The following is a 12,911-nucleotide window of genomic DNA, read 5'->3' on the forward strand; positions in this document are numbered from 1 at the left end:
AATTCTGAATTAACTGTTGCTGGATCTTTCGATCCGCTTTGGTCACTTCATCAGACATTGAAAATCAATTTTTTCGATTGACTTCAACCTCTGCGAGTGCCCACACAGATTGCTTGAATTGAATTGTTAAAGAGCGGTTCGACCCGGTTTCGCCGGCGTCGTGGGATGCGCATCTTACTCGCTTCCCGCTTTGAGTCAAGCGCTATTTTCTCGCCGCTTTCCTCTGCTGCCGGGCTGAGCCCTGACAACGAGGGCGCATTATAGGGACGCCGCGCCGGCTGGCAAGGGATTTTTTGAAAAAGGTCACAATAATTTTAGATTTAAAAATAGCCACAGGTTTTCATCTAGTTATCCAAGGTGTTATCCACAAGACAGGCGTTTTGCGCGGTCTATGCCATGTGATCCCATGCAAATTAGTAACGTAAAGTGTTAACTGAGTAGCGTTGCTTAACCAACTGATTGGCACCCCGTTTCGTTCATCACTAACATGAAGTGGTTTTACGTCTATCACTTTGATTTCTTATTATTTGGTGAAGTGCACTATGACCCTACTTCAATCTTCTTATCTTCGTGCTTCCCTGCTGGCCGTGGTTCTGGCCGTCCTGGGCTTCGTGTTGGTTGCCAAGCTGGCTGATCTGACTGCCGCCTCCTGGCTGGCCTTTGGACTCTTGCTGGGCGGCTTGTTGACGCCCTTGGCCGCCGGTGCGGCCCGCGAGGCGGCCCCCCGAGGCAATCGGAGCCCGCGCAGTGCGGCCATCCAACCCAGCCCAACCGACCTCGCCGAGGCATATACCGGAGAATGCAAGACGCTGTACGTGGGCAACCTGCCCTATCGGGCCAACGAGGCGGCAGTGCGCAAGCTATTTGCCGAGCATGGTCAGGTGATCTCGGTTCGTCTGGTAAAGGACAAGGAAACCGGCAAGCGCCGTGGCTACGGCTTCGTGGAGATGCCGCTCGGCGATGCGGATGCCGCCATTGCGGCACTCAATGAGACGGAATATCTGCAGCGCACCCTGAAGGTGCGGGAAGCTAACGAGAAAAAGGAGAGCAATCCGGAATTCTCCGAATCCGTTTCGGACTAACTCAGACCAGGCAGGTGAGGCTCTCGAAGCCGTAGGCCTGTAAGGTCGGTCGCAATCGCGCGGCCTTGTCATCATCGCGGGTACAGTAGGCCCGCGATGTTTTTTTCTCCGATGACGCCGGCTGCGTGCCCAGCAGATGGCACACCCGCTGCGCAACCGCCGAGCCGGAATCCACCAATGCCACGTCCGGCAGCAAGTCGGCAATTTCCTGTTTGAGTAACGGGAAGTGGGTACACCCCAGCACCAGGGTATCGGGCTTCTGTTCTCCCTGTTGCCAGGGGGCCAGCACCTCGGCCAGCACAGCTCTCTCCACCGCCTGCCCCATCAGCTTGCGCTCCGCTTGCACCACCAGCTCAGTGCTACCGCACAACAGTACCCGGTGATGCGCCGCAAACTCCTGGATCAGCCGGTGGGTATAAGGACGAGCTATGGTGCCCGGCGTGGCCAGCAGGCCAATACAGCCGTTGCGAGTAGCGCTGGCGGCGGGTTTGATGGCCGGCACCACCCCCACCACAGGAATGGATAGTGTCTGGCGCAGCGTAGGTAGCACATGGGTGCTGGCGGTATTACAGGCAATCACCACCAGATCCACCGGATGGCGGGCCAGCACGGCGGCAATCACCTGGCAGCAGCGCTCCACCAAGCGGCTTTCACTCAGCTCACCATAGGGAAAGCAGGCGTTGTCGAAGGCATAGAGAAAGTTGAGTCCCGGCAATTGCTGGCGAATGGGCTCATAAATGGACAAGCCCCCAACCCCGGAATCAAATACCAATACTGTCTTGCTCACCGCATACGCCCCCTTTGTCGGCGCCGATGATACGCCTCGCAATGGACGCCTGCCAGTGGCGGTGAGGATGAAAAAGGGGCCTCGCGGCCCCTGGGGTTTACATCTTGTAGGTCAGGTCCAGGTAGTAGCCGCGGCCCGGCGTGACATAGCCGCTGGCAATGACGTAATCCTTGTCCAGCAGGTTTTCCACCCGCCCCTGCACCTTGAGGGCGGAGGTCAACTGATAGCCCATGGTGAGGTCCCACAGACTATAGCCACCCAGGGTGGAGCCATCACTGTCGGGACGTGGCCCTTGGTACAGCCAGCTCAGGCCACCATCAAGCTGCTGCCACTGGCCTTGCGCCACCCATTTGTAGTTGCGCTTGGCGCGACGGATCAGCTGGGTACCGCTATCCAGATCCTTGGGATCCTTGAAGTCGGCACTCAGGCGGTGACTCACAAACCCTGTGTCAAACTCGGCCTCCAGCTCGACGCCCTGGATACGCGCCCGACCGACGTTGGAGGGCACCCAATTTCCACCATCAGTCGGTGCCCATTGGATCAGCTGGTCGATCTTGTTGCGATAGCCGGTGACCCGCCACAGCACGGCGCCGGTCAGCCCTTCCAGGCCCAGCTCACTGTTGCGCGAGGTCTCTGGCGTCAGATCCGGGTTGGCGGAGCCGGGGTAGTAGAGATCGATGAAGGTCGGCGCGTGGAAGGCGGTACCGTGCAATGCGCTGATGCGGTAGCCGGGGATCAGGGTCCAGCCGGCCCCCGCCTGCCAGGTGTTATGGCGACCGTACTGTTGGTTGTCGTCGGAGCGCCCACTCAACTCGGCGCTGAGCTGCTCACCGGTATACTGGCCCAACAGATAGGCACCGGTATTTTCGCGATCGATATCACCCGTTGCATAGGCGGAACCGTAGGCAGCAGACTCGCCCAGCAGCACCTCCTTGCGCCACTCAACCCCGGCCCCCAGCCCCCAGCCCTGGCCCAGATCCAGCTGGTTCAGCCAGCTCAGCTGGCTCTCCTCGATGACGGAGTGAGATGAGGCCTGATCCCGGTTCTGGGTATCGGCATAGTCGTAGCTGCGGGTGCGCGCATAATTGGCCAACCACTGAGATTGCAGCGCAGCCCCCTGATAGGCGGCACTCAGACGAAAGCTGTTATCCTGGTTCCAGCTTTCGTCCCGCTCGTGATAGCTGTAGCTGGCGTAGGAGCCGTCGTATTGGCTGGTGCTCTGGTAGATCCGGGCGGCGGCACCCAGCAGCCAGGCATCATCGGCCTGCCACTGATAGTCCACCATGCCATTCTTGCCGGTGAAGCCGTGCTCATCGCCATCGTTGAGCCCGGGGATGGGGTGCACGTTGTAGCCATCCTGATCCTCGTAGCCGGCCGCGACCTTCAGCTGGTGCGACCCCAGGCTCAGGCTGCTGCTGCCATCCAGTGCCTGACTGCCATGGGAGCCGATGCCGGCATGCAGCTGGGTCTGATCCTGGCCCATGTCAGGCCGGGTGATCAGATTCACCACCCCGCCGATGGCATCCGATCCATAGATGGAAGCACGGGCACCGCGGATATATTCGATGCGCTCCACCTGGTTCAGCGGCAGCAGACTGAGATTGACGGAGCCTCGGGCCGAACTGCCCAGGCGAACGCCATCGATCAGGATCAGGGTCTGGGAGGCGGTGGCGCCACGCACCAGGGCGGTGGCGGTCTGACCCCGACCGCCGGTGCTGCTGATTTCCACCCCGGGCAGGGTACGCAGCACCTCGGTCACCGTCTTGAGCTGCAAGCGCTCTATCTCTTCGCGGGTCACCACGGAGACAGGCGCCAGTACGGAGGCCACGGGTTGGGAGAATTGGTTGGCGGTGATGACGTAGACGTCATCGGCGGAAGCGGCAGCAAACGCCGCCACCGGCAGCCAGCTGGCCGCCAGAGCGTATCGAATCATGCTTAGATCCCTAGTTCGCGTAGTATCTAACGAATGAGCAAAGACCGGTCTGTCCGGTCACCTTCTCTGGCAGGTCTTCGGGCTTGGAGGCAAAGAAAAAAGATGGGCCTAGGCGACGGCTTCCCGCCTTACGGCAGTGCCTGAGTGGCAACTCCTGTCGCGTTCGTTCCTCCATACCGCTGCGCGCCAGCTCCGGATTCTCACCGGATTCCCTTTTAAGTCATGGCACCAGAGTGGCGGCGATTATAGGCAAGTCACCCGGGGGAGTATAGACAGGGGCTCGAAATAACCGAGCAATAGGGTCAACCACTTCCGCCGGCAGGACACCGGCGGAAGTGGGGTTTATCAGCGCAACTGACTCAACGCCTGCTGCATACGATCATTGAAGCCGGTGAAGGCGCCGGTGGCCTCCTGCAAGGTGCTACCCTCCAGCCCCTGTTGCTGACCCAAGACCCATTGGGTGGCCTGATCCTGAGTGGGACGGTCAAACAGGGTATAGGCGTTTTGCAACATCTGCTCCATGCGCCCCAGGTAGTCCGCCAAGGGCCCGAGTGTCTCCTCCAGAGTGGGCCCGTCGCTGCCGTAGCGCTTGGCCAGCTGGGCACTCTGCTGTTGCTTGAAGTTGAGGGTGGTGCTCACCAGCGTCTGATCATCCCACTGCAGTGCGGTCGCCTTGTCCTGCGCCGCCTGCAGATCACCGCCGAAGAAACTGTCCGACAAGTCGGCAATCTGGCCCAGCAGATCACCGATGGCCCCCAGCTCCTGCTGATCCAGCTCGCCGGAGACGGAGAAACTGAACGAAGCGGTATGACCGTAGTAGAACTGGCCGTCACTGCTCTGGGGTTGGGCCCGTCTGGCCTCCGCGACATCCGCGCGCGGCGACTCGCCATAGGCCGCCAGCGCCTTGCGCTTCTGTCCTTCACTCAAGCCCAGGCCACCGGCCTGCAGACGCCACTGCTGCTGCTCATCAAAGGCCACCGTCACCTTGTCGCCATCCTTGGTGGTGAGTTCGAGGCTCAATGACTGGAGCTGCCGAAACTGCAGGTTGCCCACGGCGCCTGCGGCCTGGCTGGCCTCGGCCTGCTCGGTGGCACTGTCGTCAACCGTTTCGGTCTCGTCCTGGCCAAACAGGGACTTCTCGAACTCATCCATGCGCTTCTGCAGCAGATCGTAGCTCTTGTCGATGCCGTCGTTGACGTCCGGGTACTGATCCAGCAGATCCCCCAGCTGCTCACGGGCCGCAGAGAAGCCCATGTCGATGCCCTTACGGGCCTGACCCAGCATCTCCTGCAACTTAGCCTCATCGGCGCCATCGGCCTGCTTGTAGCGGATGGCATTACTGACAAAGGCCATGACGTTATCCGCCACCGACTCATAGTCAAACCCCAAGGGGTTATCCGCAGCAGCATCCGCTGACTCGTCGGCCTGCTCCTCCTTGCCCGCAACGTAAGACTTGCCGTCGATCTGCAGGTAGCGCTCCAGGGAGACCCGCAGCACCATGCCGCCCACTCGCACCGGCGTGGAGAAGGAGACGGTATCCTCGTCGCCCGCCTTCTTGACCTGGCCAGGGGCCTGCTCCTTGCCGCTCTGGGCGGTCGTCTTTTGCTTGAGCCCCTGGAGCTGGGACTCGTTCAATGTCTGCAGTTTCATATTGCCTCCACACCACCCGGACACTGTGGGCTTACGTCTACTATCGGCCCGCCTGCGCAGAACTTGAGCACAATGGCTGGACAAACCTGTCTTGGCCCTTAAAATCAGCCCCCTTTCTGCCGCCAAGAGGTGTTTTCCATGAGCCAGCCCCAGTGGGACAGCCAAGAGTATGAGTCACAACTGGCCAGCAAGGCCGAGGCCCTGCGCCAACGCTTTGCCCCCCTGGCCGCCCCAACGCTGGAAGTGCATGCCTCCGAGCCGCGCCATTACCGGCTACGGGCAGAGTTTCGCGTCTGGCACCAGGGGGATGACCTCTACTACATCATGTTCGACAGCCAGACCCGTCAGCGCATCCGGGTAGATACGTTCCCGACGGCCAGTACTCTCATCAATGCCCTGATGCCCAAGGTACTGGACGCCGCCCGCCCCAGCCGGACGCTGCGCCATAAGCTGTTCCAGGTGGACTTTCTCACCACCTTAAGTGGCGAGGCCCTCATCAGCCTGCTCTATCATCGCCAACTGGACGACGCCTGGCAGGCGGAAGCCGCCGCCCTGCGCGCCCAGCTGCGGGCGGAAGGCTTCACGGTGGACATCATAGGTCGCGCCCACAAGCAGAAGCTGGTGCAGGAGCGGGAGTTCGTGCTGGAGCGGCTGCAGGTGGCCGGCCGGGCGCTGACCTACATGCAGGTGGAAAACAGCTTCACCCAGCCCAACGGCGGCATGAACCAGCAGATGCTGGAATGGGCGCTGGATGTGACCCAAGGCGCCCAGGGGGATCTGCTGGAGCTGTATTGCGGCAACGGCAACTTCTCCCTGGCCCTGGCGCGCAACTTCCGCCGGGTGCTGGCTACCGAGATCGCCAAGCCTTCGGTGGAGGCCGCCCAGTACAACATCCAGGCCAACGCCATCGACAACGTGCAGATCTTGCGGATGTCTGCCGAGGAGTTCACCCAGGCCATCCGCGGCGAGCGCCAGTTCCGCCGGCTGGCCGGCATCGACCTGGCCGGCTATGAGTGCAACACCATCTTCGTGGATCCGCCGCGCGCCGGCCTGGATCCCGCCACCCTGGCCATGGTGCAGGGCTACGAGCGCATCCTGTATATCTCGTGCAACCCGGAGACCCTGCTGGATAACCTGCAGCCCCTGAGCCAGACCCATGCCATCGCCCGCTTCGCCCTGTTCGATCAGTTCCCCTACACCCACCACGCCGAGTGCGGCGTCTACCTGACCCGCCGCTAGCTAAACATGCAAAAGGGCCGTCCCACTGGACGGCCCTTTGCTTCATCTGGGTCTAGCTGCCTGATGGCTCAGGCCACCCGCTTGGGCTCCTGCAGACGCTCGCGAATGCCGATCACCTGGCCGTTGCCCTGGGCCGAGGCGGCCAGGATACCCCGGCCATGCAGCTGCTCACGCAACGCCCGGCGGCAGCGGCCACACTCACCGCCCACCCCCAGCTTGAGGCGCAGGGCGCTCAGGCTGTGCGCCCCATCGGCGATGGCCTGTTGCACCTGTTTTTCGGTGATCCCCAGACAGAGACAGACGTACATGATTGCGAATCCTGATAATCATTATCACTTGATAATAATTATCACTAGCTTGCTCCGCAAGGGGTTGCTGGTAATTTCGGCAGAAAAGAGCAAAAAACAGCTATCTTTATGGGGTCAATCCCCTATGGTAGTAAACCACTGCCCCTCAATTTCAAGGAGATGTCCATGCAGGGAGACAAACAGGTCATCGCCATGCTCAACCGGGTGCTAACCAGCGAGCTGACCTCCATCAACCAATACTTCCTTCACGCCCGCATGCTCAAGCACCAGGGACTGAACCAGCTCAACGACAAGGCCTACAAGAAGTCCATCAAGGACATGAAGCAGGCGGACGAACTGATCGAGCGGGTGCTGTTTCTGGAGGGTTTCCCCAACCTGCAACGGCTGGATCATCTGCGCATCGGCGAAACCCCGGAGGAGATGCTGCGCTGCGACACCGAGCTGCAACACGCCACCATAGGCCAGCTCAAGGAGGCCATCGCCCTGTGCGAGTCCAGTCAGGACTACGTCAGCCGCGACCTGCTGGCCGAGCAACTGGAAGAGGAAGAGGAATACCTGGATTGGCTGGAAACCCAGGCCAACCTCATTGCGCAGACCGGGCTCGCCAACTACCTGCAAAGCATGATCTAAGGAGTTGCCATGAAAGGAAAAGACAACGTCATCGCCTGCCTGAACGAGCTGTTGGCCGGTGAACTCTCCGCCATCGACCAGTACTTCATCCACTCCCAGATGTACCTGGATTGGGGCTACCACAAGCTGTTCGAGCGCATCTCCCACGAAAGTGAGGAGGAGAAGGGCCATGCCGCCGCCCTGATAGAGCGCATCCTGTTCCTCGAAGGCACCCCTGTGATGACGGAGCGCAAGCCGCTGAACATCGGCAAGGATGTGCCGTCCATGCTGAAGAACGATCTGGCGCTGGAGTATGAGGTGGACACGGCCCTCAAGCAGGCCATCGCCCTGTGCGAGGCCGAACAGGACTACCAGAGCCGCGCCATCCTGGCCAAGCAGCTGGAAGATACCGAAATCGACCACGCCTACTGGCTGGAGAAGCAGCTGCGGCTCATCGATCATGTCGGCCTGCAGAACTACCTGCAAAGCCAGATGTAACCCCTGGCCCGCAATGCAAGAAGGCGCCCTCACGGCGCCTTCTTCATTCTCCACCTAACCCGCTATCAGAGCATATAGCCCGCCGGCAGCGGCAGACGGGCCACCCCGGACTCGATGGCCGCGCAGGCCACCGCTCGGGCCACCCGCGGCAGCAGGCGCGGATCCATGGGCTTGGGCAGCACATAGTCGGGGCCAAAGGCCAGACTGCTCACCCCGGCGGCACTGAGCACCTCGGCGGGCACCGGCTCGTGGGCCAGGGCGCGGATGGCCTCCACCGCCGCCAGCTTCATCCCCAGATCGATGCGCCGGGCCCGTACATCCAGGGCACCACGGAACAGGAAGGGGAAGCAGAGCACGTTGTTCACCTGATTGGGGTAATCGGAGCGTCCAGTCCCCATGATGGCGTCCGGCCGCACCGCCCGTACCAACTCGGGCCGGATCTCGGGATCCGGGTTGGAGCAGGCGAAGATCACGGGCTTGGCCGCCATGCGCAGTATCTGCGCCTCGCTCAGCAGGTTGGCCCCGGAGACACCCAGGAACACATCGGCCCCCTCGATGGCCTGGTCCAGGTCGCGGGCGCCGGCATCGTTGACGAAGCGCTGCTTGAAGGCGTTGAGATCCCCCCGGTCGGAGCGGATGACGCCGTTGCGATCCAGCATGAAGATATTTTGACGGCGGGCGCCGCAGGCGATGAGCAGCTCCATGCAGGCCACGGCGGCGGCCCCGGCCCCCAGGCAGACGATCCGCGCCGACGCCAGTTCCTTGCCCTGCAATGCCAGGGCGTTGAGCAGACCGGCGGCGGTGACGATGGCGGTGCCGTGCTGATCATCATGGAACACCGGGATGTCGCACAGCTCGATGAGCCGCGCTTCGATCTCGAAGCACTCGGGGGCCTTGATGTCTTCCAGGTTGATGCCGCCGAAGGTGCCGGCGATGTTGGCCACGGTGCGCACGAAGTCGTCGTTGTCGGTATGCTGCACCTCGATGTCGATGGCATCTATGTTGGCGAAGCGCTTGAACAGCAGGGCCTTGCCCTCCATCACCGGCTTGGAGGCCAGGGGGCCCAGGTTGCCCAGCCCCAGGATGGCGGTGCCGTTGGTGATCACCGCCACCAGGTTGCCCTTGGCGGTATAGCGATAGGCGGACTCGGGATCGGCGGCGATCTCCCGCACCGGTTCGGCCACCCCCGGACTGTAGGCCAGGGCCAGATCCCGGGCGGTCTGCGCCGGCTTGGTCAGGCTGACGGCAATCTTGCCGGGCTGGGGAAAGGCGTGATAATCGAGGGCTTGTTGACGCAAATCGGTCATGGGGACCATCCTGTGCAAAGACGCTAAGGGGCGCTGGTATCGGCTGCCATCAAGAAGCCGTGATCTTAATCGCCTTTTTCACCCACACAAGGGTCACTCGAATCCGCTTATAAAAAATATGTCTATTCAGCCCAAGACCAAACGCCTGAGCTGCCCCGGTTGCCAGCGCCCCCTGGCCCGCTGCCTCTGTACCCTGGCCCAACCGGTGGTGAGCCCCCTGGATCTGGTGGTGCTGCAACACCCACAGGAGCAGGACCGCGCCAAGGGCAGCGTCGGTCTGCTGCAGGCCTGTGTGCCGGACTGCCAGGTGTGGGTGGCCGAAGACTTTGCCCAACACCCGGCATTGCAGACCTTGCTGGCCGATCCCACCCGCCAGTGCTGGCTGGCCTATCCGGGGGCGTCGGCCGTCCCGGCCCCCCAAGCCCGCACCCAATGGCAGCCCGGAACCCGCCCCACCCTGCTGTTGCTGGATGCCACCTGGCGCAAGAGCTATCGGCTGCTGCACAGCGCGCCAGCCCTGCTGGCACTGCCACGGCTGAGCCTGGATCCACTGCCACCGAGCCGCTACCTCATCCGCAAGAGCTCGGTACCCGGCGGTCTGTCCACCTTCGAGGCGGCCGCCCACCTGCTGGATCAGTGGCAGCCCGACGCCGAGCGCCTAGGCCGCCTACTCACCAGCTTCGATGCCTGGGTGGCTCGCGCCCAGGCCCACCAACCGGCCGCCCATCGCCGTCAGCCCCGGGAACCAGGCTGATCGCCAGGCATAAAAAAAGACGCCCCGAGGGGCGTCCTTTTCGAAACCGGTCAGAAGTCTTACTTCTTGGTACCCAGTACGTTGAAGCGCTTGTTGAAGCGTTCGATACGGCCGCCGGTGTCCAGAACCTTCTGCTTACCGGTGTAGAAGGGGTGACATTCGGAGCAAACGTCCAGGTTCAGATCACGACCACAGGTGGAGTGGGTCTTGATCACGTTGCCGCAAGAGCACTTGGCAGTGATCTCGGTGTATTCCGGGTGAATACCTTGTTTCATGGAAAACCTCGTTAGTAGGCCGTGTCGCTATCGGGCCTGACGCCAGACACCACACGTATTGATGGATCGGATGTTTTTGAGGGTGCGAATAATATAGGATCGATCCCTCCGCTCGCAAGAGCGCATGCAGAAAAAACAGGCAATCTTAGTGACAGCTCCCAACCCACCGGGCCTGGTGCGTATCGCCCTGCCCCTGCCGTTGCGCCGCCAGTTCGACTATCTGGCGCCCCTGCCCCTGCCGGCCATCGGCTGTCGGGTGCGGGTGCCCTTTGGCCGTCGGGAGCTGATAGGGGTGGTGTGTGAACTGCCAACGGACAGCGATCTGCCCTTGAGCCGCCTCAAGCCGGTGAGCGAGGTGCTGGACACCACGCCGCTGCAACCGGAGGCCCTGCGCCAGCTGCTGAGCTGGGCGGCCCACTACTATCAGCACCCCTTGGGGGAGGTGTGGCACCACGCCTGGCCCGTGCTGTTGCGCCAGGGTGAGGCGGCGGTGCGCCGGCCGCTGGATTACTGGCAGCTGACCGAGTCGGGGTTATCACTCACTCTGGAGCGCCTCAAACGCTCGCCCCGCCAGCAGCTGGCCTGGCAGCTGTTGTGCGACGGTCCCCTGCCTGCCGCCGAGCTGCGGGAGCAAGGCCTCAGCGGCGCCGTGTTGCAGGCCATGGCCGACAAGGGCTGGATTGAGCCCCTGGACGGCCACCAGTTGACCCAGGACTGGCGGGAGACCCTGCTGACTCACGAGGACGACCAGCCGCGGCTCAACAGCGAGCAGGCCCTGGTGCTCAGTCAGTTTGCCCAACACAGCGGTTTTCATGCCGCCTTGCTGGAAGGGGTGACGGGGTCGGGCAAGACCGAGATCTACCTGCAGCTCATCGCCCCCGTGCTGGCCCGCGGCCAGCAGGTGCTGGTGCTGGTGCCGGAGATCGGCCTCACCCCCCAGACCCTCAAGCGCTTTCGCCGCCGCTTTCACGCCCCCATCCTGACCCTGCATTCGGGCATGAACGATACCGAGCGGCTGGAGACCTGGCTGGCCTGCCAGGCCGGGGAGGCCGCCATCCTCATCGGCACCCGCTCCGCCCTGTTCACCCCCTTCGCCAACCTGGGGCTCATTCTGGTGGACGAGGAGCACGACGCCTCCTTCAAGCAGCAGGACGGCTTTCGCTACCACGGCCGGGATCTGGCCATCATGCGCGCCCGCCTGGAGCAGGTGCCCATACTGCTGGGCAGCGCCACCCCCTCCCTGGAGACGCTGCACAACGCCCAGAGCGGCAAGTATCAGCACCTGCAGCTCACCCAGCGGGCCGGCGGCGCCCAGATGGCCGGCCAGTGGGTCATCGACGTCAAGCACCTGCAGCTGCAGGCGGGGGTCTCGCCCCAGCTGCTGCAACTGATGCAGACGGAGCTGGCCGCCGGCAATCAGGTGCTGCTGTTTCTCAACCGCCGCGGCTACGCCCAAGCCTTGCTGTGCCACCAGTGCGGCTGGATCGCCGCCTGCCATCGCTGCGACGCCTACTACACCTTGCACCAGAGCAGCCGCCGGCTGCACTGCCACCACTGCGACAGCCAACGGCCCATCCCGCCAGTCTGCCCCCAGTGCGGCAGCCCGGAGCTCGTCGGCACTGGCGTCGGCACCGAGCAGCTGGAACAGCACCTGAGCCAGCTATTCCCCCAGTATCCGCTCATCCGCATCGACCGGGACAGCACCCGGCGCAAGGGAGAGCTGGAGGCCCACCTGGACGGCATCCGCGACGGCAAGTACCGCATCCTCATCGGCACCCAGATGCTGGCCAAGGGCCACCATTTCCCGGACGTCACCCTGGTGGGGCTGCTGGATGTAGATGGCGCCCTCTTCTCGGCAGACTTTCGCGCCACCGAGCGGCTGGCCCAGCTCTACACCCAGGTGGCGGGCCGCGCCGGTCGCGCCAGCAAGCCGGGCCGGGTGATACTGCAGAGCCACCACCCTGAGCACCTGCTGCTGCAGGATCTCATCCACAACGGCTACGGCCACTTCGCCCGCACCGCCCTGCAGGAGCGCAAGCTGATGGGGCTGCCGCCCTTCGCCCATCAGGCCCTGATCCGCGCCGAGGCTACCCAGCAGCCCCAGGTGGACGCCTTCATGCAGGAGCTCGGCAGCCTGCTGCGACCGCAGCTGGGTGGCGTGCAGATGATAGGCCCGGTGAGTGCCCCCATGGCCCGGCGGGCCGGCAAGTACCGGTTGCAGCTGCTGTTGCAGGCGTCGCAACGACCTGCCCTGGCCCGGCTACTCAACCGCCTGTTGCCGGCGGTGGAGGCCCTGCCCAGCGCCCAGCGGGTGCGCTGGTCCCTGGATGTGGATCCCCAGGAGCTGTTCTAGCCCGCCAGGGTAGTCAGCCCGGCCTATTCCGGGTAAAATTTGCCCCCCTGCAAGGGGGCTGCCACGCCGTTTTTGCCGCGTCCCCCCTTGCCCAGCGTGTTTGGCATTTTGGATGG

Annotated in this window: 12 protein-coding genes and 1 riboswitch; of the genes, 6 read left to right on the top strand and 6 right to left on the bottom strand. The window is 62.9% G+C overall.

What is annotated here, in order from left to right; translation table 11 throughout:
- Positions 1 to 542 precede the first annotated feature (542 nt).
- Entirely contained in the window at positions 543 to 1,082 is a 540-nt protein-coding gene (locus tag ABD847_RS15930; protein ID WP_345014799.1) for an RNA recognition motif domain-containing protein, read from the top strand.
- Between the two features lies 1 nt (position 1,083).
- Here the strand turns inward: ABD847_RS15930 and murI are convergent, their stop codons facing one another.
- The 3 genes from murI to ABD847_RS15945 form a co-directional block, all read right to left on the bottom strand.
- Complete coding sequence (gene murI, locus ABD847_RS15935) at positions 1,084 to 1,869, bottom strand: glutamate racemase (RefSeq protein WP_345014800.1); 786 nt, start codon at positions 1,867 to 1,869, stop codon at positions 1,084 to 1,086.
- Between the two features lie 97 nt (positions 1,870 to 1,966).
- On the bottom strand, positions 1,967 to 3,802 hold the full coding sequence (locus ABD847_RS15940; RefSeq protein ID WP_345014801.1) for a TonB-dependent receptor domain-containing protein: 1,836 nt from the start codon (positions 3,800 to 3,802) through the stop codon (positions 1,967 to 1,969).
- Between the two features lie 51 nt (positions 3,803 to 3,853).
- Positions 3,854 to 4,050, bottom strand: a riboswitch (cobalamin riboswitch).
- A 97-nt stretch (positions 4,051 to 4,147) separates the two neighbouring features.
- A complete protein-coding gene (locus ABD847_RS15945) occupies positions 4,148 to 5,452 on the bottom strand; it encodes a DUF5610 domain-containing protein (protein ID WP_345014804.1) in 1,305 nt (434 codons plus the stop codon).
- Positions 5,453 to 5,590: 138 nt separating this feature from the next.
- Between ABD847_RS15945 and trmA the strand changes: the two genes are divergently transcribed.
- Positions 5,591 to 6,691 carry a tRNA (uridine(54)-C5)-methyltransferase TrmA gene (gene trmA, locus ABD847_RS15950; RefSeq protein WP_345014807.1) on the top strand — a complete coding sequence of 367 codons (1,101 nt, stop codon included), beginning with the start codon at positions 5,591 to 5,593 and terminating at the stop codon, positions 6,689 to 6,691.
- A gap of 68 nt (positions 6,692 to 6,759) precedes the next feature.
- Here trmA and ABD847_RS15955 read toward each other — a convergent pair whose 3' ends face one another.
- Positions 6,760 to 6,999 (bottom strand): (2Fe-2S)-binding protein, encoded by a 240-nt coding sequence (locus ABD847_RS15955; RefSeq protein WP_345014809.1) that lies wholly within the window; start codon positions 6,997 to 6,999, stop codon positions 6,760 to 6,762.
- A 165-nt stretch (positions 7,000 to 7,164) separates the two neighbouring features.
- Here ABD847_RS15955 and bfr (ABD847_RS15960) point away from each other — a divergent pair, with 165 nt between their 5' ends.
- On the top strand, positions 7,165 to 7,629 hold the full coding sequence (bfr, locus tag ABD847_RS15960) for a bacterioferritin (RefSeq protein ID WP_345014811.1): 465 nt from the start codon (positions 7,165 to 7,167) through the stop codon (positions 7,627 to 7,629).
- A gap of 9 nt (positions 7,630 to 7,638) precedes the next feature.
- Positions 7,639 to 8,106, top strand: a complete 468-nt coding sequence (bfr, locus tag ABD847_RS15965) for a bacterioferritin (protein WP_345014814.1) — start codon at positions 7,639 to 7,641, stop codon at positions 8,104 to 8,106.
- A 65-nt stretch (positions 8,107 to 8,171) separates the two neighbouring features.
- Here bfr (ABD847_RS15965) and ABD847_RS15970 read toward each other — a convergent pair whose 3' ends face one another.
- A complete protein-coding gene (locus tag ABD847_RS15970; protein ID WP_345014816.1) occupies positions 8,172 to 9,413 on the bottom strand; it encodes a malic enzyme-like NAD(P)-binding protein in 1,242 nt (413 codons plus the stop codon).
- Between the two features lie 118 nt (positions 9,414 to 9,531).
- On the opposite strand from ABD847_RS15970, the gene ABD847_RS15975 reads away from it, so the two are divergent.
- The gene (locus tag ABD847_RS15975; RefSeq protein WP_345014818.1) at positions 9,532 to 10,167 is read left to right on the top strand and encodes a tRNA-uridine aminocarboxypropyltransferase; all 636 of its coding nucleotides are present in this window, start codon (positions 9,532 to 9,534) and stop codon (positions 10,165 to 10,167) included.
- A gap of 59 nt (positions 10,168 to 10,226) precedes the next feature.
- Here ABD847_RS15975 and rpmE read toward each other — a convergent pair whose 3' ends face one another.
- Complete coding sequence (gene rpmE / locus ABD847_RS15980; RefSeq protein ID WP_345014820.1) at positions 10,227 to 10,442, bottom strand: 50S ribosomal protein L31; 216 nt, start codon at positions 10,440 to 10,442, stop codon at positions 10,227 to 10,229.
- 148 nt (positions 10,443 to 10,590) lie between these two features.
- Between rpmE and priA the strand changes: the two genes are divergently transcribed.
- The gene (priA, locus tag ABD847_RS15985; RefSeq protein ID WP_345014821.1) at positions 10,591 to 12,795 is read left to right on the top strand and encodes a primosomal protein N'; all 2,205 of its coding nucleotides are present in this window, start codon (positions 10,591 to 10,593) and stop codon (positions 12,793 to 12,795) included.
- The last annotated feature ends 116 nt before the right edge of the window (positions 12,796 to 12,911 follow it).

The organism is Pseudaeromonas paramecii (genome assembly GCF_039540575.1).
GTDB lineage: Bacteria > Pseudomonadota > Gammaproteobacteria > Enterobacterales > Aeromonadaceae > Pseudaeromonas > Pseudaeromonas paramecii.

Bases quoted from the DNA above. Each gene is read 5' to 3' on its own strand.
- ABD847_RS15930 (WP_345014799.1), top strand. From the start codon at position 543: ATGACCCTACTTCAATCTTCTTATCTTCGTGCTTCCCTGCTGGCCGTG.
- ABD847_RS15940 (WP_345014801.1), bottom strand. From the start codon at position 3,802: ATGATTCGATACGCTCTGGCGGCCAGCTGGCTGCCGGTGGCGGCGTTT.
- ABD847_RS15945 (WP_345014804.1), bottom strand. From the start codon at position 5,452: ATGAAACTGCAGACATTGAACGAGTCCCAGCTCCAGGGGCTCAAGCAA.
- trmA (WP_345014807.1), top strand. From the start codon at position 5,591: ATGAGCCAGCCCCAGTGGGACAGCCAAGAGTATGAGTCACAACTGGCC.
- ABD847_RS15955 (WP_345014809.1), bottom strand. From the start codon at position 6,999: ATGTACGTCTGTCTCTGTCTGGGGATCACCGAAAAACAGGTGCAACAG.
- bfr (WP_345014811.1), top strand. From the start codon at position 7,165: ATGCAGGGAGACAAACAGGTCATCGCCATGCTCAACCGGGTGCTAACC.
- bfr (WP_345014814.1), top strand. From the start codon at position 7,639: ATGAAAGGAAAAGACAACGTCATCGCCTGCCTGAACGAGCTGTTGGCC.
- ABD847_RS15970 (WP_345014816.1), bottom strand. From the start codon at position 9,413: ATGACCGATTTGCGTCAACAAGCCCTCGATTATCACGCCTTTCCCCAG.
- ABD847_RS15975 (WP_345014818.1), top strand. From the start codon at position 9,532: ATGTCTATTCAGCCCAAGACCAAACGCCTGAGCTGCCCCGGTTGCCAG.
- rpmE (WP_345014820.1), bottom strand. From the start codon at position 10,442: ATGAAACAAGGTATTCACCCGGAATACACCGAGATCACTGCCAAGTGC.